This is a genomic window from Shinella sp. Sh6 (assembly GCF_055392685.1).
Window position 1 is genome coordinate 1,134,407 of the sequence record NZ_AP044005.1, and the last position, 26,113, is coordinate 1,160,519.

The window sequence follows — 26,113 nt, forward strand, 5'->3', positions numbered from 1 at the left end:
ATGATTCGTTCAGTGGTCCGCGGTTTCGGGACGGCGCTTCCCAAGCGGGTGCTCACCAATGCCGAGCTGGAAAGCATGGTCGACACGTCCGACGAGTGGATCGTGCAGCGCACTGGTATCCGCCAGCGCTACATCGCCGGCGAGGGCGAGACGACCGCCTCGCTCGGCGAGGCCGCCGCGCGCGCCGCGCTCGACAAGGGCGGGCTGACGCCGGCCGACATCGACCTCATCATCGTCGCGACCTCCACGCCGGACAACACCTTCCCGGCCACCGCCGTCAACATCCAGAACCGCCTCGGCATGCACCACGGCTTCGCCTTCGACGTGCAGGCCGTCTGTTCCGGCTTCGTCTATGCGGTGACGACGGCGGACGCCTATATCCGCGGCGGCCTTGCAAAACGCGTCCTCGTCATCGGTGCGGAGACCTTCTCGCGCATCCTCGACTGGACCGACCGCACGACCTGCGTGCTCTTCGGCGACGGCGCCGGCGCCATCGTGCTGGAAGGGCAGGAGGGCAGCGGCACCACCGCCGACCGCGGCGTGCTGACGGCGCAGCTGCGCTCCGACGGCGCGCACCGCGAAAAGCTCTATGTCGACGGCGGCCCGTCCACCACCGGCACCGTCGGGCACCTTCGCATGGAAGGCCGCGAGGTCTTCAAGCATGCCGTCGGCATGATCACGGACGTCATCGTCTCGGCTTTCGATGCGACGGGCTTTTCCGCCGACGACATCGACTGGCTGGTGCCGCACCAGGCCAACAAGCGCATCATCGACGGCTCCGCCAGGAAGCTCGGCATCCCGCTGGAGAAGGTCGTCGTCACCGTCGACCAGCACGGCAACACCTCGGCCGCCTCCATTCCGCTGGCGCTTGCCGCGGCGGCTGCCGACGGCCGGATCAAGGAAGGTGACCTCGTCCTCCTGGAGGCCATGGGCGGCGGCTTCACCTGGGGCGCGGTGCTGCTTCGCTGGTAGGTGAACGGCGCGCCCGTCGCGCCGCTTGACCACGGGGGGCAAGGACAATACTCTTCCGCCACTTAACCATGCGCTTTCAATAAGAAATCGGTGAGGAACGATGAGCGGCAAAACGGTGACACGCGCAGATCTGGCCGAATCGGTTTTCCGGAAGGTCGGCCTTTCCAGGACCGAATCGGCAGAGCTCGTCGAGACCGTGATCGACGAGATCTGCAACGCCATCGTGCGCGGCGAGAGCGTGAAGCTCTCCTCCTTCGCCACGTTCCAGGTGCGCGACAAGAACGAGCGCATCGGCCGCAATCCCAAGACCGGCGAGGAAGTGCCGATCTCGCCCCGCCGCGTCATGACCTTCAAGGCCTCCAACGTTCTCAAGCAGCGCGTGCTGAAGGCCCATCTCGCGCGCAAGGCGAAACAGAAGCCGGCATCCCCCGCTTCCTGAGCGCTTCGGCCTGCCAAAGGCGAATCGATGCTTGAATATTGTTCGGCAACCCGCTGAAATGAATGCGATTCGGCGGCATTCGTGTCAGAATGCCGCCGCTGGCTTTTCATCGAGGGTAGAATGGACAAGAGTCCGGACGCGTTCCGCACCATCAGCGAAGTCGCAGACGATCTCGACCTGCCGCAGCATGTGCTGCGGTTCTGGGAGACGCGCTTCACGCAGATCAAGCCGATGAAGCGCGGCGGCGGCCGGCGCTACTATCGGCCGGAGGACGTCGACCTCCTCAAGGGCATCCGCCATCTCCTCTACGATCACGGCTATACGATCAAGGGCGTGCAGAAGCTGCTCAAGGTCAACGGCAACAAGTTCGTCGCCGCCATCGCGAGCGGCGACCTTGCGACCGTCGAGGCCCTGGCGGCCGCAAGCCACGAGGAGCCGCCGCCGCCCAAGGCCGGCAGCGACGAGGACCAGATCGTCGGCCGCGCCAAGGCGCCCGCCAGCCGCCGCTTCTTCTCCTTCGTCGGCGGCACGGACGAGGCGCCGGAAATCTCCATCGGCAAGACGAGCGTCGGCAAGGAGGACCGCGCCCTCCTGCAGGAGGCCCTCTACGATCTCCTCGAATGCAAGCGCCTGCTCGATCAGGTGCGGTAGGCGGCACTATCCCCAGGGGCGGGCGAAAACACCGTATTTGTTCCCGCCCGCCGATTTTTTGGCTTGCATCCAAGTGCCCGAGACTATAGGGGTTTGCGCGGTCCGGAATGTAGCGCAGCCCGGTAGCGCACTTGACTGGGGGTCAAGGGGTCGTGGGTTCGAATCCCGCCATTCCGACCATTTTCTCTTCACCCGCCGAATGCCCGCCCGGTTCCGTCATGGAACTTTGGGGCGGTTTTTGCGTTTCCTCCCGCCGGCCATTTGGGGCGGCGGCATCCCAACGTGAGGAGACGGGAATGGAAGACGCAGGTATCGGCTGGATCGCAGCCATCATCATCGGGGGCATCGCCGGCTGGCTCGCCGAAATGTTCATGAAAAGCAACATGGGCGTGCTGATGAACATCGTGCTCGGCATCGTCGGCGCAGCGGTGGCGAACATTCTGCTGGGGCTGATCGGCGTCTCGCTCGGCGGCTGGCTCGGCTATCTGGTGGCCGGCTTCATCGGCGCCTGCATCCTCATCGCGATCGGACGGGCGATCCGGCGATAGCATCGCCGGCATGGATCGTTTCGGGCCGCTTCCCCTTTGGGGGAGGCGGCCTTTACGCGACGAGGCTCCGGTAGATCGCCTCGGTATCGCAGATCATGCGCTCGAGGCCGTAGTCCCGGCTGCGGGCGCGGGCGGCGTCGGCATGGCGGGCGAGGCGGTCCGGCTCGGCAAGGCGCAGTATCGCATCGGCGAGAGGCTGCGGGTCGTCGCTGTTTTCCAGCACCTCGCCGTTCTCGCCGGGCCTGAGCACCGTCGAGACGCCGCCGACATCGGTGAGGATCATCGGCTTTCCGGCGGCGGCCGCTTCCAGCATCACGTAGGACATCGCCTCGTAGCGGCTCGGCATGACAAGCGCGTCGATGGCCGCCATGGCCTTCGCGCCGGTGAAGCCGGCCGTCAGGTGGATGCGCTCCGGATGGGCCGAGGCCGCGATCCGCGTGCGGACATCGCCTTCCGCCTCGCCCGAGCCGACCATCAGCAGATGGGCATCCGGCAGGCTGCGCGCCGCAAGGTCGAAGGCGGCAACGAGGCGCTCCGGCGCCTTCTGGTGACAGAGGCGGCCGACGAAGCCGAAGGTGAGGGCATCGGCCGGAATGCCGAGCGCATCGCGCACGGCCGCACGGCAATCGTCCGGCGGCGTCTCCACCCCGTTGATGACGATGGAAAGCTTGCGGCGCGGCACGCCGAGCGCGCGGGCATGGGCGTATTCGTCTGCCGACACGCAGATCAGCCGGTCGGTGAAGCCGCGCGCGAGCAGTTTCTCGATCGAGCCGTAGATCTTTCTGCCGAGATTGCCGAGGCCGGGATCCATGGTGCGGAAGGCGTGCGGCGTATAGACCCGCGGCACATGCCGGCCGGGAAGATGAAGGCGCAGGAGCGCGCCCGCCTTGGAGCTATGGCCGTGGACGACGTCGAAGGGGCCGGCTTGCCGCATGAGGCCGCGCAGCGCCCGCCAGGCGCCGAAATCCGAAGGGCCGGGCGAGCGCGCCATGGCGACGACATGAATGCCGGCAAGATCGAGGCTTCGCAGTTCCGCGACGAAGCGGTCCTCCGCGCGCACCGGCGAATAGACGGCGTGCACGACATGGCCGCGCGCCTGCAGGCCCCGGCACAGGTCGATGAAATGGCGGCCCGAGCCGCCGCCGCTCGGCTCCAGCACCTGCATCAGGCGGAGCGGCCGCTGGGTTCGTTCGGGCGTCTCGGTCATGACGGGCTCGCGGCCGGCGCTGCCTGCCGGCTGTAGCGGCGCTCCAGCGCAACGCACCCCCAGACAATGCCGATCTGCAGATAGGCGTGCCGCCAGTGGTCGGTGTCGATGACGAAGCCGATGGCGGTGTGGCCGACGACGCAGATATAGGCGATCATCAGGTAGGGCTGCCAGGGGCGGTTGCGCAACAGGGTCTTGAAGCCGGCGCAAAGCGTCCAGACGATCAGGGCGAAATAGCAGGAGAAACCGAGCCAGCCGTAGGTCGTCAGCGATTTCAGCCAGATATTGTGCTCGTCCTCCGGGAAGATGGTGCTGAAGACCATGGGGCCGATGCCGAGCGGCTTTTCCATCGCCATCAGGAAGCCGATGCGGTGGCGCTCGAAACGGCCGAGATGGCCGCCGTCATAGTCCTGCACGAGCTGGGTGCGGTTGGAGAAGAGGTCGGAGACCTTGTCCGATTGCAGCGCGACGACGAGGGCAAGGACGAGAACCACGGCGGCCAGGAGGCTGAGGACGAGGATCTTCAGCCGGAAGGCGCCGGTGCGCTCCTTCAAAAGCATGACGAAGACGAGCGCCATCACGGAGAAGAGATAGAGCGCCCAGGCCGCGCGCGAGAAGGAGAGGAAGAGGCCGAGCGCCAGGATGAGGACGCCGGCGACCTTCAGCGGCGCGCCGGCAAGGCGCCCGGCCAGCAGCCCGTGCACCAGGTAGAGCGAGGGCGCGACGAGGAAGGGGCCGAAGACGTTCGGATCCTGGAAGGCGCCCTTGGCGCGGTCGTAGAGCGTGAAGACCTCCGAGCCCGGAAAGGCATGGAAATAGCCGAGGATGCCGAGGATGGAGGTGATGAGGGCGCTCGCCACCCAGGCGCGGAAGATGAGGTCGAGCCGCGCCGGCCGCGCTTCGACGATGGCGGCGAAGAAGACGCAGGAGAGCGCGAGGAAGGTCGAGACGGCGATGTACATCGGCCCGTCGGCAAGATCGTCCATCACCGTCAGCGAGAGCATGCCGCCGAGATTGAAGAGAAGAAGCAGGATGAGGAGGGGCGCGACGCCCCGCGAGATGCGCAGGCCGACGATCGCCCACAGGCCGATGAGCGCCGCCATGAAGACTTCGTAGGGCGCGGGCTCGCTGATGACGAAGCCCGACAGGAACACGCCCACCGTCACCAGCGCCGAGCCGGCAACGCCAACGGCCGCAAGCTGCGGCCGGAACACCGGGGCGTGGGGGAGGGCCATGTCGCTCAATAGGCGTTTTCCGTGTTGAGCAGGCGGAACGGCGTCAGGAACAGGATCTTCAGGTCCAGCCAGAGCGACCAGTTCTCGATGTAGTAGAGGTCGAATTCCGTGCGGAAGCGGATCTTGTCGTCGTGGTCGATCTCGCCGCGCCAGCCGTTGATCTGCGCCCAGCCGGTGACGCCCGGCTTGACGCGGTGGCGGGCGAAGTAGCCGTCGACGACGTCGACATACCTGCGGTCGTGGGTCTGTGCCTCGACGGCGTGCGGGCGCGGGCCGACGAGGGAAAGCTGGCCCTTCAGCACGTTGAAGATCTGCGGCAGCTCGTCGATGGAGGTCTTGCGGATGAAGCGGCCGACGGGAGTCACGCGCGGGTCGCCCTTCGTCACCGCGGCGCGGGCCGTCGGGTCGGAAAGGTGCGTGTACATCGAGCGGAACTTGTAGACCTCGATGACCTCGTTGTTGAAGCCGTGGCGCTTCTGCTTGAAGATGATCGGCCCCGGCGAGGAGAGTTTCACCGCCGCCGCCGCGCCGAGCATGAGCGGCCAGAGCAGCACCAGCGCGACCACGCTGAAGAAGAGGTCGAAGATGCGCTTGGCGACATTGTCCCAGTCGGCGATCGGCTTGTCGAAGATGTCGAGCATCGGCAGGTTGCCGACCTGGGAATAGCTGCGCGGGCGGAAGCGCAGGCCTTTCGCATGGGCTGCAAGGCGGATGTCGACGGGCAGCACCCAGAGCTTCTTGAGCAGCGCCAGGATGCGCGCCTCGGCCGAGAGCGGCAGCGAGATGATCAGCATGTCGATACGTGCGAGGCGGGCGAACTCCACGAGCTCGGCGACGGTGCCGAGCTTGGGATAGCCGGCGATGATCGAGGGCGAGCGGCGCTCGTCGCGGTCGTCGAAGATGCCGCAGATGCGGATGTCGTTTTCCGGCTGGTGCTCGAGCGAGCGGATGAGCTCCTTGGCGGGCTCGCCGCCGCCGACGATGACGGCGCGGCGCTCCATGGTGCCGTTGCGCGCCCAGCGGCGGATGGCATAGGCGATCACCTGCCGCTCGACGGCGAGGTAGACGGCGCCGACCGCGAACCACGAGGCGAACCAGACGCGGGAATACTCCCCGCCCGATTTGAAGAAGAAGAGGGCGAGCGCCATGGTGGCGAACGCGATCGCCCAGGCGGCGAGGATGCGTGGCGTCATGCGCAGCGGCGAGCGGAGCGCGGGGACCTGGTAGGCGTCGGCAAGCTGGAGCAGCAGCACGCCGATGGCCGCGCCGCCGACGAGCACGGCGACATAGAACACCGTGATCGCCATGCTGACGTAGAACACATGGATGCAATAGCCGATGGCCAGGAGCGCGGCGAATTCGGCAAGGCGCAGGAGGCCGGTGATCATTGCCGGCGAATAGCTGTCGTCGCGGAACTGCTGGGCGATCTTGCGGGCAAGCGGGTTGAGCGCGGCCACCTTCTCGCCGTTGGCGTTGTCCGGCGGGGATTCGGCCGAGATCGTCCGGATTTCCGAGGCCTTGCGCCTCAGGGCTTCCGGATCGAAGGACTCGTGCTTGTCGACATGGTTCATGGCAGGCCTCTGCAGGAGGTTTCTGCCGGAGATAGCATGAAGGCCCTAAGAAACGTTTACGTAGCGGGAGGAGCGAGCCCTACCGGGCGTGCCGTTTTCCGCCATCCTGGCCGGCGAGGATGTCGCGGTAGAGGCCAAGGAGTGCGCTCGACATGGCGGAGGCCGAGAAGGCCTGCTTGAAGGCGGCGGGCTCCGGCATCGCCTTGCCGAACCAGTCGCGGTCGCTGATGGCTTCGGCCATGACGGCGGCGAGCGACTGGGCGTCGCCCGGCTCGGTCAGCGCGATGCTGCCGGGGCCGAGCACTTCGGGAATGCCGCCGACGCGGCTGGCGATGACCGGCTTGCGCGCGGCGAGCGCTTCCAGGACGATATAGGGCATCGCCTCGGCGCGCGAGGACACCACGACGTTGCGGGTGAGGGCGAAGGCCTCCCGCGCCTTCATGGCGGGCAGCAGGCCGATGCGGCGGGCGAGCCCGCGCTGGAGCATCATCTGCGCGTATTTCTCCCTGTCCGGCCCGTCACCGACCATCAGCGCCGAGAGCGGGCGGCCGACGAGGCGCTCCGTGCGGGCGAAGGCGTCGACGAAGAGGTCCGGCCCCTTCAGGTCGCGCAGCATGCCGATATAGAGGAAGTCGACGGCATCCTCGCGCGGATGGACGGTCTCGAAGTCGCGGTCGTGGATGCCGTTGTAGATGCGCTCGGCGCGCACGCGCGGCTTGCCGACCCGGGCCTCGTAGACGTCGCGCTCGTAGTCGCAGACGAAGGTGAGCCCGTCGCCGAGCGGTTCGAGCAGCCGTTCGGCGGTCAGGATCGCAAGGCCCGACGCGGTGTTGCGCCTGTAGTGCAGGCTGCCGCCGTGCGGCGAATAGAGGCGGGCTACGCGATACCTGTTGACCCGCAGGGCTGAGCCGATGAGCCGGGCGATGGCGCCACCCTTGGCGCCGTGCCCGTGCAGCACGTCCGGCCGCAAACCTTTTATTTCACGATAGCTTTCCCGGAAGGCGAAGAGGTCGCGCGGGCTGATCGACCGGCTGATCGGCAGGCGCACGAGGCCGAGCGAGAGATAGGGGCGGATCTCGTCGAAGAGCGAGTCCTCGAAGGCGCTGCCCGTGAGGCTGTCGCAGATGATGCCGATGTCATGGCCGGCCTTGGCATGGAATTCGGCAAGGTCGCGCACATGGCGGAAGATCCCGCCGATGGGCGACCGGAAGCAGTGAATGATGCGCAGAGGCCCATCGTCCGCCATGATGCTTAGAACAGCCGTTCGCGGACATAGATCGTGTCGCCGGCCAGCACCGGATCGGAGATGGAGACGCGGCCGGTGATGATCTTGCCGTTGATCTTGCGGGTGACGTCGACGTCGCGCTGGTTGGCGCGCGGCGAGAAGCCGCCGGCCACCGCAATGGCGTTCTGGATCGTCATGCCGGCGACATAGCTGTACTGTCCGGCCTGGCCGACCTCGCCCATGATGTAGATCGAGCGGTAGCGGTCGACCTCGATGGAGACGTCCGGATCGCGAAGGTAGCCCTGGCGCAGCTTCGCCGCGATGATGCTTTCGAGTTCCTGGATCGACTTGCCGCGCGCCGGCACGGGGCCGATGAGCGGGAAGGCGATGTATCCCGCCTGGTCGATGGTGTAGGTGTTGCTGAGGCCGGTCTGCTCGAAGACGGTGATGCGCAGGCGGTCGCCGCTATCGAGCCGGTAGGGCTGGATGGTCGCCTCGTGGAAGGCCTTTGGGGCAGGGCGGTAGCCGCTGCAGCCCGAAACCGCCAGCACGACGAGCGCCAGCGCGAGCAGTAAGCCCCTGTTGATCGATGCGAATGTCATTCGCTGTCCAATCCCGCAAATCAGATGTGTGGGCCTGTTATCGATCCGTTAGGGTTAATGGCTGGTAAAGGGCCCCTACTGCCGGCGGCGGTTTTCTCTCCAGGAGCGCATGTATTTAGAAAGACAACCGAAAGTGATTAACGCTTGGGTTACCATCTTTGTTTACCTTGCGGGGAAATCATCGTGTTTGGAGCAGGGATATGTCGGGCGTTCACGGGAGCCAGCAGGATGTCGATATCGACCTTGGCGGTCTGTTCGGCGCGATCTGGCGCAGGCGCATGCGTGTCCTCATGGCGACGGTCGCCTGCGCGGGCGTCGCCTTCGTGGCGGCGAACCTGATCACGCCGAAATACAAGGGCGAGGCGCGCCTTCTCATCGAGACGCGCGAGCCGGCCTTCACGACCGGGCAGGACCGCACCCAGGACCGCGAACGCCCGGCCCTCGACGAACTGGGCATCGCCAGCCAGGTCCAGCTCCTGAAGTCCGCAGACCTCATCAAGCAGGTCGCCCGTAACATGAAGCTCTATGAGCTTGAGGAATTCGACCCGACCGCCAAGCCCTCCGCGATCTCCGACCTCCTCGTCCTCCTCGGCCTCAAGAAGAACCCGCTGGAGCTGCCGCCGGAAGAGCGCGTGCTGAAGGAGTTCAACGACAAGCTGGTCGTCTACCAGGTGGAGAAGTCGCGCGTCATCGGCATCGAGTTCAGCTCGAAGGACCCGCGGCTTGCCGCCGATATCCCGAACGAGATGGCCAAGGTCTACCTTTCCCTGCAGAGCGGCGCCAAGCTCGACACCAATTCGGAGGCGACGCGCTGGCTGGAGCCGGAAATCGCCAACCTGCGCGAGAAGGTGCGCGAGGCTGAACAGAAGGTCGCCGAATACCGCTCGCAATCCGATCTCCTGCCGACCGGCGACAATTCCACCTTCGCCGTGCGCCAGCTCAACGATATCTCGACCGAACTGGCGCGGGTTCGCGGCGAGCGCGCCAGCGCGGAAGCGCGTGCCGAGAGCGTGCGCACCGTGCTGAAGAGCGGCGGGGCGCCCGATACCCTTCCGGCCGTCGTCGATTCCCAGATGATCCAGCGCCTCAAGGAAAACGAGGCGCAGATCCAGTCGCAGATATCGGACCTTTCGACATCGCTGCTCGAAGGTCATCCGCGGCTGAAGGGCCTGCGCTCGCAGCTCGCCGGCATCCGCACGCAGATCAAGACGGAAACGCAGAAGATCCTGACGAGCCTGGAGACCGAGGCGAAGACCGCGCAGTTTCGCGAGAACCAGCTCGTCCAGCAGCTCAACACGCTGAAGGCGGACACGGCGCGCGCGGGCGAGGATGAGGTGGGCCTCAAGGCGCTGGAGCGCGAGGCCGCCGCCCAGCGCCAGCTTCTCGAAACCTATCTTGCCCGCTACCGCGAGGCGACCTCGCGCACCAGCAGCGGCGCGACGCCGGCCGATGCCCGCGTCATTTCCGCCGCCGTCGAGCCCACGGAGGTTTCCTTCCCGAAGGTCATGCCGATCACCATCGTCGGCGGCGTCGCGGGCTTCGTCCTCAGCGCCATCGCCATCCTGCTGGCCGAGCTCTTCAGCGGCCGCGCCCTGAGGCCGGTCGGCGGCGTCGCGGCCGTGCAAGGCCGCCGCGAGGAAGACGGGGCCGAGGAGGAAATCGAGCCCGCCGTGACGGTCGAGGGGCCGGTCCTCATCCGCAAGCCTGCGGTTCGCGAGAACCTTGCGAGCGTTCGCGACGTGCCCGTACCGGCGCGCTCCCTCCTTGCCGATGTCGGCCCGGAAGAGGATCTGGAAGAGGAAGAGGCGGAAGCGTCCGAAGCATCGCCCGCCTCCGCCCTCGGCGACGAGGACAATTTCTCGGTCGCCGCGGTCGCCCGGCACATGATCGACAACGATATCGCCATCGCCGTTTCCGTCTCGCCCTCCGGCGACCGCGGTTCCACGGCCACCGTGATGCTCGCCCGGCGGATCGCCGGGGACGAGCGCAAGACGCTGGTCATCGACCTGACCGGCTCGGCCTGCCCGACGCGGCTGATGGCGCAGTCGACCGACGTGCCCGGCATCACCGATCTTCTCGTCGGCGACGCCGCCTTCGGCGACATCATCCACGGCGACCGGCTCTCCGCCGCCCATATCATCCCGCGCGGCAATGCCGACATCAAGCGGGCCATGCGTGGTATCGACCGGCTCGCCATGGTGATCGGCTCGCTTTCCGACGCCTACGACACCGTGATCGTGGAATGCGGCCCGGCGGACGTGGAGGGCGTGCGCCGCCTGACCCGCGGGCAGGAGACCAATATCATCCTCTCCATCCCCGGTGCCGACGAGGACCGGATCGTCGACCTGATCGGCGCGTTCGGCGAGGCGGGCTACAGCGAGATCGTGCTGATGACGGGCGAGGCGGGCGAACCGCCGCGCCGTCCCGGCCGCCGCGCGGCCTGACGGTCAGTCCGTCTCGGCGTCCGCCGGTGCCGGCTGCTGCCGGCCGGAGCGAAGGCGCTGCACGAAGGAATAGACCGCCGCGTTCTGCTTGATGAGGCGCTTTGCCCCCGTCTTCATGCGGTGGAGGGCGGCGGCCGCCTGTCCGGCGGTGGATGCCGCCCAGAAGAGATCGTGCTGCGTCGTTTCCAGCGTGCACCAGGAACGCTTGTAGGGCTGGTCGCCGATGCCGAAGTCGAAGAGGCGCGCGCCGTCCTCGCAGAGCTGGCGGATGATGAGGAAGAACAGCATCTCGCCGGGGCTTGCATCCGCCGCGACGGTCTCGTCGATGGAGCCGAACTGGCAGATCGCATGGTCGCCCTTGCGCGACATGCCGGCGATGGCAACGATATGTCCCTCGTGCTCGCCCTTGAGGCGCACGGCGTGAAGGCGGAGCGCATAGGTTTCGCGCGTGTGCGGCACCGCGACGAGCGCGCGGAAGAAATTGCGCGTTTCCTCGCTGCGGAAGGCGTCCGGCAGGCCCATCGTCTCGAAGCGCGCGGCCTTCTGGCGGAAGAAGGTTTCCAGAAGCGCGACGGCTTCGGCGCCGGGCTCTGCAACGACGTGCTCATAGCCGCCGACGGCGGCGATCCGTCGCTCGGACGCCCGGAACTTCTTGCGGCGGCGCTTGGCGTTGAGCTGCGCCAGCGTCTCGTCGAAATCCGCAAAGATCGGCAACTGGAACGAGGCATTCTGGTTGCGCAGGCCGGCAAGCGCGGAGAAGGGGCTTTGCTGCCCGCGCCAGGCAAGCGGCACCTTGTCCAGCAGCAGGAGGTCGAAATGGCGGGCGAAGAGGCCGCGCGCCTGCCGAAGCGCCTTTCCGAATTCTCCCGACGCGGCAAGGGAGCGGAAGGCAGGCGTATGAAGCCCGGTGTTGATGTTGCTGAAATCGCTGGCGAGCAGCCGCGCGGTACGCAACGGGCCGAGGCGGGTGATGTCGAGCGGCAGGAGAAGATGGGTGCGCCCGGCGCAAACCCCTTCGACGACGAGGATCCGCCCGCCATGGTTTTCGATCCAGGCACGGCACCAGTCGTAGCCTTGGTGCAGGGAAAGGCCGTTCTCCGCTTCCAGTGCCCGCCAGGCGGCTTCCAGCGGCTCCATGCGCTCGTGCAGGCGGAAGGAGAGCGGCCCGGCGACGGCCGAGCCCTGAGAAGCGTCCGCCGCACCCGTGAAAGCCTGCTCGGATGGCGCGGTCTGAAAATGGAGTTGCATCGCTAGCGGCCCATGCGCCCTTTGTCCGCGGCCGTATCGCCGCAGGACAAGCATAGCCGCTGGGCCTGCCGATTGGTTTAACCTGCGGCTTTGCGCCGGCGGGAATCGCCGGGTGCGGTTAGCGATTGGATAACGCGGGGCGCGGCCGGCCTACCTGCCGCGCGGCTTGCCCGGCTTTTCCATCCACTTGATGATGAGCATGGCCGGCAGGATCCACAAAAGCCCCGTCACCGCGAAATAGAGAAGATGGATGTACCAGGCCGATTGCCCGAGCGTGGCCGAGGCGACGGTCGTCGCGATCAGCGCATAGGCGAGCACGAGGATGATGATGAGGATCGTGCCGATCAGCTTTCTGATACGAGGGGGCATGGACGGTCTTCCGGATTCAGGGGAGGCAGGGCCGCGACGGCATGCCGCAAAGGTTCGGGCCTTGTTTTGCACGGGCTGGTCGGGCAAATCAACGCTGGCGGCGCCGCATCTGCGGTTTTGCCGTTGCAATCGCGTCAAATGCCGGCCGGCCATCCGCCTTCCGGACAGAGGAGCCGAGGAAATGAGCGCCACGACCGCCACCGCCTATCGCAGCGGCAACGAGACGGACAGGATCGACCGCAACCGCCGGCAGATCCGCATCTGGCTGGGCTTCGTCCTCTTCACGCTGTTCGTGCTGGTGCTCGTCGGCGGCGCGACGCGGCTCACCGAATCGGGCCTTTCCATCACCGAGTGGAACCCCATCCACGGCGCCATCCCGCCGCTCAGCGAAAAGGACTGGCAGGAGGAATTCGACCTCTACAAGCGCATCCCGCAATATGAGCAGATCAACAAGGGCATGACCATCGAGGCGTTCAAGACGATCTTCTGGTGGGAATGGGCGCACCGGCTGATCGCCCGCTCCATCGGCTTCGTCTTCGCCGTGCCGCTCGCCTTCTTCTGGCTGACCGGCCGCATCGAGAAGAAGATGCGCTGGCCGCTCGTCGGGCTTCTCGCGCTCGGCGGCTTCCAGGGCTTCATCGGCTGGTGGATGGTCTCCTCCGGCCTTGCCGACCGCGTTTCGGTCAGCCAGTACAGGCTTGCCACGCACCTCACCATCGCCTGTCTCATCTTCACCGGGACGATGTGGCTGATGCGCGCGCTCGCCCCGCACAGTGACGATCCGGCGCCTGCGGCGAGCTCCCGGCGCATGGCGAGCATCATCGCCTGCATGGCGATCTTCCAGATCTATCTCGGCGCGCTCGTGGCCGGCCTCGACGCCGGCCTTTCCTACAACACCTGGCCGCTGATGGACGGCGCCGTCGTGCCGGGCGGCCTCTTCGTGCAGCAGCCCTGGTGGATCAACCTCTTCGAGAACCCGAAGACCGTGCAGTTCGTCCACCGCGTCGGCGCCTACGTGCTCTTCACGCTGGTGCTGGTCAACCTGATCGTCTCGCTCCGCGCCGCGCCGCAGACGACCCATGCCCGCCGCTCGCTCGTCCTCTTCGCCCTCGTCTGTCTCCAGGCGACGCTCGGCATCCTCACGCTGGTCTGGCAGGTCCCCCTCGGCTGGGCGCTCGCCCACCAGGCCGGCGCCCTCATCGTGCTTGGCTTCGCCGTCGCGCATTGGCGCGGGTTCTACGGGGAAATGGAACGTCCGTGACTTGAGGAATGAATTCTTCCATAATCTCGATGATTTTATAGAAGAGGTGTTCCATGGCGCTCAGCCTGAAGGATACGGAAACGGATCGGCTCGCCCGCGAAGTGGCGGCGCTGACCGGCGAAAGCCTGACGACGGCGATCCGCAACGCTCTTGCCGAGCGGCTCGATCGGGAACGCCGCCGCCGCGGGCGTTCGACCGACCTGAAAGGCCGTCTGCTTGCGATTGGCGCGGCCTGCGCCGCTCTCCCGGAACGGGACGGCCGCTCCGCGGACGAGATTATCGGATATGACGAAGACGGGCTTTGGTGATGGTCGTCGACACCTCGGCAATCGTGGCCATCCTCTTCATGGAAGACGACGTCGAACGCTATGCGGAGGCGCTGGCCGGCGCTCGAAAATGCTTCCTGTCCACCGTCACGCTCGTTGAAATCGCGTTCGTGGTCGAGGGACGCAGGGGCGAAGCCGGACGCACGGCATTGGAGGCCTTCCTCGAGGCGCTCGATGCGGAAACGATACCTGTCGATTCGAGACAAGCCGCTCTCGCCATAGAGGCGTTCCGCGCCTACGGAAAAGGCCGGCATCCCGCCGGCCTCAATATCGGCGATTGCTTTTCCTATGCGCTGGCAAAAGCTCTCGACGACCCCTTGCTCTTCAAGGGCAACGATTTCGGCCAGACCGACTTGCGCTCCGCTCTCGGCTGAACCGCCTCAGCCGTTCAGCATCAGGTCCATGTTCTGCACCGCCGCGCCCGAGGCGCCCTTGCCGAGGTTGTCGAGGAGGGCGACGAGGTTGACGTGCGGGGTGCCGGCGGTGCCGAAGACGTAGAGCTTCATGCGGTCCGTATCGGCCAGCTCCACGGCGTTGACGCGCGGGAGCGCCGCGCTTTCCTTGAGACCCACCACCTCGACGATGTCCTGGCCGGCATAGTGATCGGCCAACGCCTCGTGGATCGAGCCGAGCGAGGCATTGTCGTTGAGGTCGGCAAGGTAGAGCGGCACCTGGACGATCATGCCCTGCGCGAATTTTCCGACCGAAGGCGAGAAGAGGGGCGCGCGGGAGAGAAGGCCGTGCACCTGCATTTCCGGCACATGCTTGTGCTTGAGGGAAAGGCCGTAGAGGAAGTGCGGCGCGTCGATATGCTCGGGATGGTCGGCGTTCTCCATCTGCGCGATGAGCTGCTTGCCGCCGCCCGTATAGCCCGAGACCGCGTTGACCGTGACCGGATAGTCCTCCGGCAGGATGCCGGCAAGGCGGAGCGGACGCAGGAGCCCGATGGCGCCGGTCGGATAGCAGCCGGGATTGGCGACGCAGCGGGCGCCCGCGATCTTCTTCGCCTGCTCGCGGTCCATCTCGGCAAAGCCGTAGGTCCAGTCCGGGTTGACGCGGTGCGCGGTCGAGGTGTCGATGATGCGCACCTGGTTGTTGCCGGCGACCATGGCGACGGCTTCCTTCGAGGCGTCGTCCGGCAGGCAGAGGATCGCGACGTCGGCGCTGTTCAGCATGTCCTCGCGCAGCTTCGCATTGCGGCGCTCGGCTTCGGGAATGGACAGGAGCTCGACATCGCCGCGGCCGGCCATGCGCGTGCGGATCTGCAGACCCGTCGTGCCGTGTTCGCCATCGATGAAGATCTTCGGTTTCATCTGCCATCCATCCTTTTCATGATTTGCCGCCGATATAGACCCTTGCCGTGTCGCATTCAACGCCGTTCGGCGAGCCATTCGGCGCGAAGGCCGAGCATGTACATGGCGATGGTCGAGCCGGCGATGGCGGTGATGTCGGCATGGTCGTAGGCCGGCGCCACTTCCACGACGTCGGAGCCCACCACATGCAGCGCGCCGAGCTTGCGCAGCACCGAGAGGATCTTTGCGCTGGAGGGGCCGCCGGAGACCGGCGTGCCGGTGCCGGGCGCATAGGCCGGGTCGAGGCAGTCGATATCGAAGGTGAGGTAGGTCGAGCGCGCGCCGACATGGCGCACGATCGTGTCGGCAAGCTCGCCCGCGCTCATCTCCTCCACCTCGTAGCCGTAGACGATGCGGACGCCGCAATCTTCCGGCGCATGGGTGCGGATGCCGATCTGGATCGAGCTTTCTGCGTCGATCAGGCCCTCGCGCACGGCGGTGCCGACGAAGGAGCCGTGGTCGATGCGGCCTTTCTCGTCCGGCCAGGTATCCTGGTGGGCGTCGAACTGCACGAGGGAGAGGGGGCCGTATTTTTCCGCATGCGCGCGCAGCAGCGGCAGGGTGACGAAATGGTCGCCGCCGAGCGTCAGCATATAGGCGTCGGATTTCAGGATCTTGCGGGCTTCCCGCTCGATGGTCGCGGGCGTCTTCTGGTGGTTGCCGTAGTCGAGCAGGCAGTCGCCGTAGTCGATGACGGCCATGTCCTCGAAGAGGTCGCGCTCGAAGGGGTATTGCGGGTCGTTGTCCATGATCGCCGAGGCTCGGCGGATGGCCTGCGGCCCGAAGCGCGCGCCCGGCCGGTTGGAGGTGGCGGCATCGAAGGGAATGCCCCAGACCACCGCGTCCACGTCCTTCAGCACCTTGGTATAGCGCCGGCGCATGAAGGAGAGGATGCCGGCATGGGTCGGGTCCGATGCGGCGCTCTTCAGCGTTCTGGCCGTAATGGCGTGGTCGATGGTCTTGTTGGCCATGAAAATCCCCTCCGAAATCTGGCGGACGTTCGCCAATCGCGGCGTTTTAGGCAAGGGGGTAAATGGGGCGGCGGGCAAGGATGGGTCACTTTCAGGCAGTGGCAAGGCTGCCCCTCATCCCGCTGCAGCGACCTTCTCCCCGCAAGCGGGGAGAGCGACTGTCTTTGTGGTCAAGCGTTTTTCCATGGTTTACCGTCGCGGATGATTGCGTTGAGGATGGTGAGGAGTTTTCGCATTGTCGCGACAATGGCGACGATCTTCGGCTTGCCGGCAGCCACGAGCCTGTCGCGGAAAGCCTTGAGGACCGGGTTGTGACGGGACGCCACGAGGGCGGCCATGAAGAGCACGGCGCGCACCTTGCCGCGACCGCCGCCGATGAAGCTCCTGCCTCGCCATTTGCCCGATTGCCGCGTGAACGGCGCGATCCCCGCCAGTGAGGCGATCTGGCGCCGATCGAGCGTGCCGAGTTCGGGCATCTCGGCAATCAGCGTGCGGGCGGTGGTCGGCCCGACACCCGGCACAGACGTCAGAAGCGCCTCGCGCACCCGCCACAAGGGCGACTTGCGAATACGGCCGTCGAGCTCGTCGTCCAGGCTTGCAAGTTCGTGCCGGAGCGCGGCAAGCAGGCGCTTGATGCTCTTCTGTGTCTCCTTCGTCTGCGCCATCCGTGCCCGGTTCTCTTCCGCCGTGATCATCTGCACGATCTGGCGGCGGCGCGACACGATGGCCGAGAAGGCTTCACTCTCCTCATCGCGCAACGGCCGGATATCCGGTTTCGTCGCCGCCACGAAGGCTGCGATCACCGCCGCGTCGATCGGGTCGGTCTTGGCACGTTTGCCCAGCGCATTGGCATAGGAACGAACCTGCGCCGGATTGACCACGACAACGGCAAGGCCGGCCGATGACAGGCCCGCAGCCGCAAGCATCTCGTAACCGCCGGTCGCTTCCAGCGCCACGACATCGGCCTTTGCCTCTCGCAGCCGGGTGATCAGTCCATCCACGCCGGCATGGTCGTTGCCGACAAGGAAACTGTCACCGGCCGGAAGAACATGCACATCCAGCCGGTCCTTCGAAACATCAATGCCAACGATCACGTCCATCCTGTCCCATCCTTGCCTAAGCGGGCTTCGCATGCGCGAGCGGCCCTGGCGACTGTTCGGGTTCGATGGAACGGCGGATGAAGACCCAGGCTCTCCCACGGGCTTGGTGTCCCAAAGGTGCTGCGGTCTCTCATCCGCCACCGCAATCGGCAGTACAACGCCAATCCCGGGCAAAGGGAAGTTACAAAGGTGCCGGCAGGCGGATGAGGGGCGTCCACTTGTTCCTAAAAACGAAAAGGCCGGGGCGAACCCCGGCCTTTCCTGAAGAACACGTTGTCCGAGCGATCAGCGCTTGGAGAACTGGAACGAACGACGGGCCTTGGCCTTGCCGTACTTCTTGCGTTCGACGACGCGCGAGTCGCGGGTCAGGAAGCCGCCCTTCTTGAGGATCGAGCGCAGGCCCGGTTCGAAGTAGGTCAGCGCCTTGGAGATGCCGTGACGAACGGCACCGGCCTGGCCGGAAAGGCCGCCACCGGCGACGGTGGCGTCGATGTCGAACTGGCCGTCACGGGCAGCCGCGACGATCGGCTGCTGCAGGATCATCTGCAGGACCGGGCGTGCGAAATAGGCTTCGAAAGACTTGCCGTTGACGGTGATCTTGCCGGAGCCCGGCTTGACCCACACGCGGGCAACGGCGTCCTTGCGCTTGCCGGTGGCGTAGGAACGGCCCTGGGCGTCAACCTTCTTGACGTGAACCGGGGCGGAAGCGGCCGGAGCTGCAGCGGCGACGCCGAGGTCCTTGAGCGAGGAGAGGTCGGCCATTATCAGGCGCTCCTTGTGTTCTTGCTGTTCAGCTTGGCGACGTCGAGGGCGACGGGCTGCTGGGCTTCATGCGGATGGTTGGAGCCGGCGTAGACGCGCAGGTTCTTCATCTGGCGACGGCCGAGCGGGCCGCGCGGAACCATGCGTTCGACGGCCTTTTCGAGGACGCGCTCCGGGAAGCGGCCTTCGATGATCTGGCGAGCCGTACGCTCCTTGATGCCGCCCGGGTAGCCGGTGTGCCAGTAGTACTTCTTGTCGGAGTACTTCTTGCCGGTGAAGACGACCTTGTCGGCATTGATGACGATGACGTTGTCGCCGTCGTCGACGTGGGGCGTGAAGGTGGCCTTATGCTTGCCGCGCAGGCGGTTCGCGATGAGGGTAGCGAGGCGACCGACAACGAGGCCTTCGGCGTCGATGAGGATCCACTTCTTCTCTACCTCGGCGGGCTTCTGTACGAAGGTTGCCATGGGAGTAGCTCTTTCCTTGGGTCCCGGAGCCTTGCGGGGCCGCGGGCGTTTCTTGTTGCTTGGTTTGGCCCCTTGCAGGTGCCAAAAATCGAACGCGGCCCGAGGGGACCACGATCTCGGCGGCTTATAAGCGAGAGCGGATGGGGCGTCAAGAGACGCGATCCGGGAAGCCCTAAAGATAGATAAGTAAAAACAATGGCTTAATTGTGTGGTATCTCAATACCGCAAATTATCGCGGCGGAATCGAGTAGGTCGCGGTGGCATGGGCCACCAGATCCTCGCTGTCCGCGTCGAAGATCGAGGCCTCCACCACCGCCAGCCGCTTGCCGAGCTTGTGGAGCCGGCAGGTGCAGGAGAGGGGACCGGGCGCGGGCTTGCGCAGGAAATTGATGTTGAGATTGGTGGTGACGGCGAGCGCCACCGGGCCGATATGGGCGAGCACCGCGCACCAGGCGCCGACATCGGCGAGCGCGAAGAGGGTGGGCCCGGAAATCGTGCCGCCGGGGCGCAGATGCCGCTCGTTGGGCATAAGCCGCATGACCACCGTGCCGGGGCCGACTTCCGTCACCTCGAAAACCTTGCCGTCCGTATGAAGCTGCGGAAAGTCGGCTTCAAGGAAGCGGTTCAGCGCCTCCGGGTCCATGATCGGCGTCAGTTGCATGGGCTTCTCCTCTCGCCTGCTTTACAGTCGGTCCGGCGGGCGCGGCAAGCCCTCTCAAAGTCGATGCCGTTGCGCTTGAAAGCCTTGGCGGTGAAGCGTAGACCGCAAGGAGAGAACGGAAAGGAGGCGATCATGGCGGATGTGGTGACGTTCAGGAAAGAGGAAGCGGCCGGCCTGGTGCGCGTCGAGCGCGCGGAGCCGATCCTCAGGATCACGCTCGACAATCCGCCGGCGAACGCCCTTTCCATCGCCACGATGGAAGCGCTCGGCGCTGCCCTCGATGCCGCCGCGGCCGACGATGCCATCCGCGTCGTCGTGCTCGCCTCGACGGGCAAGGTCTTCTCGGCCGGCCACGACCTCAAGGAAATGACCGCACGGCGCGCGGATGAAGACGGCGGACGCGCCTTCTTCGAGAAGACCATGCGCATGGCGGCCGACATCATGCTGAAGATCGCCGCGCTGCCGCAGCCCGTGGTCGCCGAGGTCGACGGGCTTGCGACCGCCGCCGGCTGCCAGCTCGTCGCAAGTTGCGACCTTGCCGTCTGCACCGATACTTCGGCCTTCTGCACGCCGGGCGTCAATATCGGCCTCTTCTGCTCGACGCCGATGGTCGCCGTCTCCCGCGCGGCCCATCCCAAGCAGGCGATGGAGATGCTTTTGACGGGCGAGACGATCGACGCCTCCACCGCCAAGGATTTCGGCCTCGTCAACCGTATCGTGCCGCAGCAATATCTGCGTCAGGTGGTCGACAAATACGCCGCCGTCATCGCCGCGAAATCGCCGCAGGCCCTGCGCATCGGCAAGGCCGCCTTCCGCGCCCAGGCCGGCCTGCCGCTCGCCGACGCCTACGACATCGCCGTCGCCACCATGACGGACAACATGCTGGTGGACGACGCGAAGGAAGGCATCGGCGCCTTCCTCGGCAAGCGCATGCCGGAGTGGAAGTGAGGCAGCGTCAGCCGTAGTGATAGCGGCAGGCGGCGATCTCCAGCACCTGCGCGGCGCCGCTGCCGGTCACGCGATAGACGAGGCGGTGTTCCTGCGTGATGCGGCGGGACCAGAAGCCCTTCAACTCGCCGCGTAGCGGCTCGGGCTTGCCGATGCCGGAAAACGGCTCGCGCCGGCATTCCTTGATCAGCGCCACGATCTTCTCCACCGTCTTGCGGTCGGTTTCCGTCCAATAGGTGAAATCGGCCCAGGCTTCGGGGGAGAAGCAGATCTTCATTCGCCGGCGGCGAGATCGTCGAGCGTCCTGATCGTGCCCTCCGCCGCATCCAGCGAGCGGATGGAGCGCAGGAGGTGTTCACGATTGGCGGGGCTGGCAGTGAGATAAAAGGTCTCCTTCCAGCTCTCGAAATCCGCAAGGGACATCACGACCATCGGCTCGCGGTTCTGCCGCGTGACGATCAATTCGTCCCGGTCGGCCTCGACACTGTCGAAGTGCTTGGCGATGTTCGCGCGCAGTTCGGAAAGGCTGACGACCTTCATGACGGGTTCCTTTGTACGGAGCCTTGTACATACAGCATCCGGGCCGGAATTTCAACGGTCACGCCAGCTTCAGCACCAGCACGCCGGCTGCGATCACCGCGCCGGCGAGGTAGCGCCAGACGCTGGCCTTCTCCTTCAGCACGAAGACGGAAATGAGGAGGGCGAAGACGATGGCGGTCTCGCGCAGCGCCGCGACGGTGGCGACGGGGGCCTTCGTCATCGCCCAGAGGGCAAGGCCGTAGGAGGCGATGGAGCCGGCGCCGCCGAAGAGGCCGCGTGCCCAGTTGCGCCGGACGTGGTTCCAGACGGTGGCCTTGCCGCGGCGTGCGACGGCCCAGCCGAAGAGCAGAACCGGCGGCAGCAGCGACATCCACAGCGTATAGGAAACGGCATTGCCGGAGACGCGCGCGCCCGCGCCGTCGACGAAGGTGTAGGTGGCGATCACCACGGCATTGGCGAGCGCGAGCAGGATGGCGTGCCGCCCGCCGCGGCGCGATTCGAAGGCGAGCGTCAGGACGCCGGCCGAGATGACGAGGACGCCGGCCATGGCCGCGGGCGTCAGGTGCTCGCCAAGCACCACGCCGCTCGTCATGGCGACGAGAAGGGGGGCGGTGCCGCGCATCAGCGGATAGACGAGCCCGATGTCGCCGGCCCGGTAGGCGCCTGCCACGAGCTGGAAATAGGCGAACTGCAGGAAGGCCGAGACGAGGATGAACGGCCAGGCCTCCGGCTTCGGTAGCGGCACGACGGGCAGGAAGAAAAGGCCGACGGCGCCCGCGCCGAGCGCCACCATCGCCGCATCCAGCGACTTGTCCGTGCCGGCCTTGACGATGGCGTTCCAGGTCGCATGCAGGGCCGCGCCGAAGAGCACGAGGAAGAGGACGTCGAGCGGCAATCTGGAACCTCGGGGGCGGGCAGGCGAAGGGAAGCCCTTCTTCCGCCCAAAGCGGGCGATTTGCAATCCGGAATTTTCCGCCAAGGCCGGTCAAGCGCGGTGAAAACGGCCGGATGTGCCCCGGATTGGCACAATCTGCCCGCCCCAACGGCTGGCGGCGCGGTCCGCTTCTTTAAGGTTTTGCGCTAGGGTATCGGCCTGGAAGACGTGTGAGAGACAGTCGCCAACGCCGAAGGAGGCAGCGATGAACCACGATCACTATCCCGACGGCTATATCCGCCAGATTCTGAAATCCGTGCACACGATCGCCGTGCTCGGCGCCTCGCCGAACGATGCGCGGCCGAGCCACGGCGTCATGGGTTTCCTGCTCGGCAAGGGCTATCATGTCATCCCGGTCAATCCCGGCCATGCCGGCAAGCAGATCCTCGGGCAGACCGTCTATGCCCGCCTTGCCGACATCCCCGAGCCGATCGACATGGTCGACGTCTTCCGCGCGGCAAGCCAGTTCCCCTCCGTCGTCGACGAGGTGCTGGCGCTCTCCCCGCTGCCGTCCGTGCTGTGGGGCCAGTTTACGGTGCGCGACGATGCCGCCGCCGCCCGTGCGGAAGCGGCGGGCATCCGGGTCGTCATGGACCGCTGCCCGGTGACGGAATATCCGGTGCTGATGCTCAAGGCGTCCTGACGCAGGGCGCATATTGACTTCACGTTGCGTTATCCCAATTCTCCGCCGAGAAACGGGGTAACGCCATGAATCACGATTCCTATCCGGACTATTATCTCGCCGACATCCTGCGCTCGACCAAGGTGATCGCGCTCGTCGGCGCCTCGCCGAACCCCGAGCGGCCGAGCTACCGGGTCATGGGTTTCCTCCTGCGCAAGGGCTATCGGGTCATCCCGGTCAATCCGGGGCAGGCCGGCAAGGAGATCCTCGGCCAGCCCGTCGTCGCCCGCCTTGCCGATATCCTCGAGCCGATCGACATGATCGACGTCTTCCGCGCGGCCGATGCGCTGCCCTCCGTCGTCGACGAGGCGCTGGCGCTCGACCCTCTGCCCAAGGCGATCTGGGGCCAGCTCTCCGTGCGCAACGATGCGGCGGCCGCCAAGGCCGAGGCTGCGGGCGTCAAGGTGGTGATGGACCGCTGCCCGGCGATCGAATATCCGCGCCTCGTTGCCTGAAGATTTCCGCAAAGCGCGCCCTGCGCCTTGCCTTCCTGGCGGAAAATCTTTCTTTGACCGCCTCCTATCTCTCTGAAATAGTGCCGGAACTCAGCCAGGGAGGCCCCATTCATGACGAAGAACAAGCCCGGATTTTCCACGCTCGCCATCCATGCCGGCGCCCAGCCGGACCCGACGACCGGCGCGCGGGCGACGCCGATCTACCAGACCACCAGCTTCGTCTTCAACGATACGGACCATGCCGCCGCGCTCTTCGGCCTGCAGGCTTTCGGCAATATCTACACCCGCATCATGAACCCGACGCAGGCGGTGCTCGAAGAGCGCGTCGCGGCGCTTGAAGGCGGCACGGCGGCGCTCGCCGTCGCCTCGGGCCATGCCGCCCAGCTCCTCGTCTTCCACACGATCATGCGGCCCGGCGACAATTTCATCGCCGCGCGCCGGCTCTATGGCGGCTCGATCAACCAGTTCGGCAATGCGTTCAAGAGCTTCGACTGGCATGTGCGCTGGGTCGATCCGCTCGATCTTTCCGCCTTCGAAAGCCAGATCGATGACAAGACCAAGGCGATCTTCATCGAGAGCCCGGCCAATCCCGGCGGCACCTTCGTCGATATCGCGGCCATTGCCGAGATCGCCCATCGCCACGGGCTGCCGCTCATCGTCGACAACACTATGGCGACGCCCTATCTCCTGCGCCCGCTGGAGCACGGCGCCGACATCGTCGTGCAGTCGCTGACCAAGTTCATGGGCGGCCACGGCACGTCGATGGGCGGCATCATCGTCGACGGTGGCACCTTCGACTGGTCGGCCTCCGGGAAATATCCGGCGCTGTCCGAGCCGCGGCCGGACTATGCCGGCATCGTGCTGCACGCCACCTTCGGCAACTTCGCCTTCGCCATCGCCTGCCGGGTGCTGGGCCTGCGCGATTTCGGCCCGGCCATCTCGCCGTTCAACGCGTTCCAGATCCTCAACGGCATCGAGACGCTGCCGCTTCGCATGCAGCGCCATTGCGACAATGCGCTTGCCGTCGCCAAGTGGCTGAAGACCCACGACAAGGTGGCCTGGGTCAACTATGCCGGCCTTGAGGACAACGAGAACCACGCCCTCCAGCAGCGCTATTCGCCGAAGGGGGCGGGGGCCGTCTTCACCTTCGGCCTCAAGGGCGGCTACGAATCGGGCAAGCGCTTCGTCGAGGGGCTGGAAATGCTCTCGCACCTCGCCAATATCGGCGACACGCGCTCACTGGTCATCCACCCGGCCTCCACCACGCATCGCCAGCTTTCCGAGGAGCAGCAGATCGCGGCCGGCGCCGGCCCGGACGTCGTGCGCCTGTCCATCGGCCTTGAGGACGTCGCCGACATCATCGCCGATATCGAGCAGGCGCTCGCCAAGGCTTAAGGCGGGATCGCCCCTCATCCGGCCTGCCGGCCACCTTCGTCCCGCTTGCCGGGAGAAGGTGGCGGCAGCCGGATGAGGGGCGCTTCGCTCACGAAGGAACGGATAGCCTTATGACCAAGATACGCGATTTCGACATTACCGGCATCGAGCCCGAGACGGGCCGCCCTGCCGCCGACCGGCTGATCGCGGGCGACCCGGTCTTCACCACCTGGAACATCGAAGAAGCCGATGGCGGCCTTTATGCCGGTATCTGGCAGTCGACGCCGGGTAAATGGCGCATCCAGTACGACGAGTGGGAATATTTCCATATCCTCGAAGGGCACTCGATCATCGTTTCGGAAAACGGCGAGACCACGCACCTGAAGGCCGGCGACCGCCTGATCCTCAGGCCCGGCTTCAAGGGAACCTGGGAAGTCGTTGAAACGACTCGCAAGGATTACGTCATCCGGCTTTAGGTTTTTCGCATGCCGTGATCACCATGCGAGTTCCAGCGCCTCCAGCCCGTGGAAGTGATAGACGTCCTTCACCACGGGCTTCTTCTCGATCCTGAGGCCGGGCAGGCGCTGGAAGAGGATCGGCAGGGCGACGTTCAGCTCCAGACGGGCAAGCGGCGCGCCGATGCAGAAATGGATGCCGGCGCCGAAGGAGAGGTTCGCGCCCTCGTCGCGATCCGGCCTGAAGGTGAGCGGGTCGGTGAATTTCTTCGGGTCGAGATTGGCAGCGGCGAGGATCATCGCCACCTTCTCGCCGCGGCGGAACCGGATGCCGTCGAGTTCGACGTCCTCGAGCGCATAGCGCTGGAAGATGTGCACCGGCGCGGAGATGCGCAGGCATTCCTCGACCGTGCGCTCCGTCGTTTTCGCATCGGCGAAGAGCATGGCCGGATCGGCGTCGTTTTCGAGGATGGTGCGCACGGCATTGCCGATCTGGTGCACCGTCGCCTCGTGGCCGGCATTGAGCAGCACGATGGTGGTGGAGACCAATTCGTCCTCGGTGAGGAGCTGGCCGCGGTGCTCGGTATGCACCATGTGCGAGAGCAGGTCGTCGCGCGGCTCGGCCCGGCGCTCGGCGATCACGCCGCGCACGTAATCGGAAAATTCCTCGGCCGCCCTGTCGGCATTGACCTCGTCCTCGCGCGTGCGGCCGAACATGTACATGCGTACATAGGCATGCGACCATTTCAGGAGTTGCGGCCCCATCGCGTCGGGAATGCCGATCATGCGGGCGATCATCGTCACCGGCAGGATATCGGCGAAGGCGGACAGCAGTTCGACCCTGCCGTCCTTCTCGAAACGGTCGATCGCCTCATGGCAGAGCGCGGCGATCTCCGGCGTCAGCTTCTCGATCATGCGCGAGACGAAGGCGCGGTTGACGAGGGTGCGCAGCCGCGTGTGCTCCGGCGGCTCCAGCTCCAGCAGCGACCAGGCCTCCGCGGCGTCGAAATGGGCAAGATGCGGCTGGGGCGCCGGCATCCCGAGTTCCTCGCGCGTTGCCACATGCAGGATCTGCCGGCCGAAGCGGCGGTCGCGCAGGAGCGCGTTCACATGGTCGTAGCCGGTGAAATACCACATCTTCTGCTCTTCCCACCAGAAGGTGGGACAGTGCGCATGCAGCGCCGCATAGGCCGGATTCGGATCGCGATAGAATTGCGGATCGCGACCGTCGAGCGAAACGCGGCGGCTGGCGGGATCGATGGTGAGGAAGGGCAGGTGGGTCGTCGTCATGGCCGAGAGCTAATCCATTTGGCG

General features: G+C 65.9%; 30 protein-coding genes and 1 tRNA gene. 14 read left to right on the forward strand and 17 right to left on the reverse strand.

Going from position 1 to position 26,113, the window contains the following annotated elements:
- From ACZ5TO_RS05455 to ACZ5TO_RS05475, 5 genes are all read left to right on the forward strand, one after another.
- The gene (locus ACZ5TO_RS05455; RefSeq protein ID WP_464799835.1) at positions 1–972 is read left to right on the forward strand and encodes a beta-ketoacyl-ACP synthase III; all 972 of its coding nucleotides are present in this window, start codon (positions 1–3) and stop codon (positions 970–972) included.
- Between the two features lie 100 nt (positions 973–1,072).
- Positions 1,073–1,411, forward strand: coding sequence for an integration host factor subunit alpha (locus ACZ5TO_RS05460; RefSeq protein ID WP_064329714.1), 339 nt, complete (start codon positions 1,073–1,075; stop codon positions 1,409–1,411).
- A gap of 120 nt (positions 1,412–1,531) precedes the next feature.
- Positions 1,532–2,062 carry a MerR family transcriptional regulator gene (locus ACZ5TO_RS05465; RefSeq protein WP_184144581.1) on the forward strand — a complete coding sequence of 177 codons (531 nt, stop codon included), beginning with the start codon at positions 1,532–1,534 and terminating at the stop codon, positions 2,060–2,062.
- 103 nt (positions 2,063–2,165) lie between these two features.
- Positions 2,166–2,242, forward strand: a tRNA-Pro gene (locus ACZ5TO_RS05470).
- A 116-nt stretch (positions 2,243–2,358) separates the two neighbouring features.
- The gene (locus ACZ5TO_RS05475) at positions 2,359–2,610 is read left to right on the forward strand and encodes a GlsB/YeaQ/YmgE family stress response membrane protein (protein WP_184144580.1); all 252 of its coding nucleotides are present in this window, start codon (positions 2,359–2,361) and stop codon (positions 2,608–2,610) included.
- A 52-nt stretch (positions 2,611–2,662) separates the two neighbouring features.
- Here ACZ5TO_RS05475 and ACZ5TO_RS05480 read toward each other — a convergent pair whose 3' ends face one another.
- The 5 genes from ACZ5TO_RS05480 to ACZ5TO_RS05500 all read right to left on the reverse strand — a co-directional run bounded on the left by ACZ5TO_RS05480 (position 2,663) and on the right by ACZ5TO_RS05500 (position 8,450).
- The gene (locus ACZ5TO_RS05480) at positions 2,663–3,817 is read right to left on the reverse strand and encodes a glycosyltransferase (protein ID WP_464799836.1); all 1,155 of its coding nucleotides are present in this window, start codon (positions 3,815–3,817) and stop codon (positions 2,663–2,665) included.
- Entirely contained in the window at positions 3,814–5,052 is a 1,239-nt protein-coding gene (locus tag ACZ5TO_RS05485; RefSeq protein ID WP_464800339.1) for an O-antigen ligase family protein, read from the reverse strand. The genes ACZ5TO_RS05480 and ACZ5TO_RS05485 overlap by 4 nt, the downstream gene beginning before the upstream one ends.
- A 5-nt stretch (positions 5,053–5,057) precedes the next feature.
- On the reverse strand, positions 5,058–6,623 hold the full coding sequence (locus ACZ5TO_RS05490; protein WP_464799837.1) for an undecaprenyl-phosphate glucose phosphotransferase: 1,566 nt from the start codon (positions 6,621–6,623) through the stop codon (positions 5,058–5,060).
- Positions 6,624–6,702: 79 nt separating this feature from the next.
- Positions 6,703–7,869 (reverse strand): glycosyltransferase family 4 protein, encoded by a 1,167-nt coding sequence (locus ACZ5TO_RS05495; protein ID WP_464799838.1) that lies wholly within the window; start codon positions 7,867–7,869, stop codon positions 6,703–6,705.
- Positions 7,870–7,874: 5 nt separating this feature from the next.
- Positions 7,875–8,450 (reverse strand): polysaccharide biosynthesis/export family protein, encoded by a 576-nt coding sequence (locus ACZ5TO_RS05500; RefSeq protein WP_464799839.1) that lies wholly within the window; start codon positions 8,448–8,450, stop codon positions 7,875–7,877.
- 200 nt (positions 8,451–8,650) lie between these two features.
- Here ACZ5TO_RS05500 and ACZ5TO_RS05505 point away from each other — a divergent pair, with 200 nt between their 5' ends.
- Complete coding sequence (locus ACZ5TO_RS05505) at positions 8,651–10,894, forward strand: GumC family protein (protein WP_464799840.1); 2,244 nt, start codon at positions 8,651–8,653, stop codon at positions 10,892–10,894.
- 3 nt (positions 10,895–10,897) lie between these two features.
- On the opposite strand, the gene ACZ5TO_RS05510 is transcribed toward ACZ5TO_RS05505, so the two are convergent.
- A complete protein-coding gene (locus tag ACZ5TO_RS05510; RefSeq protein ID WP_464799841.1) occupies positions 10,898–12,142 on the reverse strand; it encodes a GNAT family N-acetyltransferase in 1,245 nt (414 codons plus the stop codon).
- A 150-nt stretch (positions 12,143–12,292) separates the two neighbouring features.
- Complete coding sequence (locus ACZ5TO_RS05515) at positions 12,293–12,511, reverse strand: DUF2842 domain-containing protein (protein ID WP_464799842.1); 219 nt, start codon at positions 12,509–12,511, stop codon at positions 12,293–12,295.
- A 181-nt stretch (positions 12,512–12,692) separates the two neighbouring features.
- Here ACZ5TO_RS05515 and ACZ5TO_RS05520 point away from each other — a divergent pair, with 181 nt between their 5' ends.
- From ACZ5TO_RS05520 to ACZ5TO_RS05530, 3 genes are read left to right on the forward strand one after another with little or no spacing between them, the layout of a single operon-like run.
- A complete protein-coding gene (locus tag ACZ5TO_RS05520) occupies positions 12,693–13,772 on the forward strand; it encodes a COX15/CtaA family protein (protein ID WP_464799843.1) in 1,080 nt (359 codons plus the stop codon).
- Positions 13,773–13,825: 53 nt separating this feature from the next.
- On the forward strand, positions 13,826–14,080 hold the full coding sequence (locus tag ACZ5TO_RS05525; protein ID WP_184144571.1) for a type II toxin-antitoxin system VapB family antitoxin: 255 nt from the start codon (positions 13,826–13,828) through the stop codon (positions 14,078–14,080).
- Positions 14,080–14,472: a type II toxin-antitoxin system VapC family toxin gene (locus ACZ5TO_RS05530; protein WP_464799844.1), complete on the forward strand. Its 393-nt coding sequence runs from the start codon at positions 14,080–14,082 to the stop codon at positions 14,470–14,472. Before ACZ5TO_RS05525 ends, ACZ5TO_RS05530 begins: the two co-directional genes overlap by 1 nt.
- A 6-nt stretch (positions 14,473–14,478) precedes the next feature.
- Here ACZ5TO_RS05530 and argC read toward each other — a convergent pair whose 3' ends face one another.
- The 6 genes from argC to ACZ5TO_RS05560 form a co-directional block, all read right to left on the reverse strand.
- A complete protein-coding gene (gene argC / locus ACZ5TO_RS05535) occupies positions 14,479–15,411 on the reverse strand; it encodes an N-acetyl-gamma-glutamyl-phosphate reductase (protein WP_464799845.1) in 933 nt (310 codons plus the stop codon).
- Positions 15,412–15,467: 56 nt separating this feature from the next.
- Positions 15,468–16,421 (reverse strand): agmatinase, encoded by a 954-nt coding sequence (speB, locus tag ACZ5TO_RS05540; protein WP_464799846.1) that lies wholly within the window; start codon positions 16,419–16,421, stop codon positions 15,468–15,470.
- A gap of 170 nt (positions 16,422–16,591) precedes the next feature.
- Positions 16,592–17,521: an IS110 family RNA-guided transposase gene (locus ACZ5TO_RS05545; RefSeq protein WP_464798050.1), complete on the reverse strand. Its 930-nt coding sequence runs from the start codon at positions 17,519–17,521 to the stop codon at positions 16,592–16,594.
- A 285-nt stretch (positions 17,522–17,806) separates the two neighbouring features.
- Positions 17,807–18,283, reverse strand: coding sequence for a 30S ribosomal protein S9 (gene rpsI, locus ACZ5TO_RS05550; protein ID WP_064329731.1), 477 nt, complete (start codon positions 18,281–18,283; stop codon positions 17,807–17,809).
- Positions 18,284–18,285: 2 nt separating this feature from the next.
- A complete protein-coding gene (gene rplM, locus ACZ5TO_RS05555; RefSeq protein ID WP_023513729.1) occupies positions 18,286–18,750 on the reverse strand; it encodes a 50S ribosomal protein L13 in 465 nt (154 codons plus the stop codon).
- 229 nt (positions 18,751–18,979) lie between these two features.
- Entirely contained in the window at positions 18,980–19,411 is a 432-nt protein-coding gene (locus ACZ5TO_RS05560; RefSeq protein ID WP_464799847.1) for a PaaI family thioesterase, read from the reverse strand.
- Positions 19,412–19,543: 132 nt separating this feature from the next.
- Between ACZ5TO_RS05560 and ACZ5TO_RS05565 the strand changes: the two genes are divergently transcribed.
- Complete coding sequence (locus ACZ5TO_RS05565; protein ID WP_464799848.1) at positions 19,544–20,359, forward strand: enoyl-CoA hydratase; 816 nt, start codon at positions 19,544–19,546, stop codon at positions 20,357–20,359.
- A 7-nt stretch (positions 20,360–20,366) separates the two neighbouring features.
- Here the strand turns inward: ACZ5TO_RS05565 and ACZ5TO_RS05570 are convergent, their stop codons facing one another.
- Genes ACZ5TO_RS05570 through ACZ5TO_RS05580 form a run of 3 tightly spaced genes read right to left on the reverse strand, consistent with a single transcriptional unit; the run spans position 20,367 to position 21,794 of the window.
- Positions 20,367–20,636, reverse strand: coding sequence for a Txe/YoeB family addiction module toxin (locus ACZ5TO_RS05570; protein ID WP_464799849.1), 270 nt, complete (start codon positions 20,634–20,636; stop codon positions 20,367–20,369).
- Positions 20,633–20,899: a type II toxin-antitoxin system Phd/YefM family antitoxin gene (locus ACZ5TO_RS05575; RefSeq protein WP_464799850.1), complete on the reverse strand. Its 267-nt coding sequence runs from the start codon at positions 20,897–20,899 to the stop codon at positions 20,633–20,635. Before ACZ5TO_RS05575 ends, ACZ5TO_RS05570 begins: the two co-directional genes overlap by 4 nt.
- Before the next feature lie 58 nt (positions 20,900–20,957).
- Complete coding sequence (locus tag ACZ5TO_RS05580; protein ID WP_464799851.1) at positions 20,958–21,794, reverse strand: EamA family transporter; 837 nt, start codon at positions 21,792–21,794, stop codon at positions 20,958–20,960.
- 244 nt (positions 21,795–22,038) lie between these two features.
- Between ACZ5TO_RS05580 and ACZ5TO_RS05585 the strand changes: the two genes are divergently transcribed.
- From ACZ5TO_RS05585 to ACZ5TO_RS05600, 4 genes are all read left to right on the forward strand, one after another.
- Positions 22,039–22,476 (forward strand): CoA-binding protein, encoded by a 438-nt coding sequence (locus ACZ5TO_RS05585; RefSeq protein WP_464799852.1) that lies wholly within the window; start codon positions 22,039–22,041, stop codon positions 22,474–22,476.
- Positions 22,477–22,541: 65 nt separating this feature from the next.
- The gene (locus ACZ5TO_RS05590) at positions 22,542–22,970 is read left to right on the forward strand and encodes a CoA-binding protein (RefSeq protein ID WP_184144562.1); all 429 of its coding nucleotides are present in this window, start codon (positions 22,542–22,544) and stop codon (positions 22,968–22,970) included.
- Positions 22,971–23,081: 111 nt separating this feature from the next.
- A complete protein-coding gene (locus ACZ5TO_RS05595) occupies positions 23,082–24,365 on the forward strand; it encodes an O-acetylhomoserine aminocarboxypropyltransferase (RefSeq protein WP_464799853.1) in 1,284 nt (427 codons plus the stop codon).
- A gap of 110 nt (positions 24,366–24,475) precedes the next feature.
- On the forward strand, positions 24,476–24,820 hold the full coding sequence (locus ACZ5TO_RS05600; RefSeq protein WP_464799854.1) for a cupin domain-containing protein: 345 nt from the start codon (positions 24,476–24,478) through the stop codon (positions 24,818–24,820).
- 18 nt (positions 24,821–24,838) lie between these two features.
- Here the strand turns inward: ACZ5TO_RS05600 and ACZ5TO_RS05605 are convergent, their stop codons facing one another.
- Positions 24,839–26,089, reverse strand: coding sequence for a cytochrome P450 (locus ACZ5TO_RS05605; RefSeq protein ID WP_464799855.1), 1,251 nt, complete (start codon positions 26,087–26,089; stop codon positions 24,839–24,841).
- Positions 26,090–26,113 lie beyond the last annotated feature (24 nt).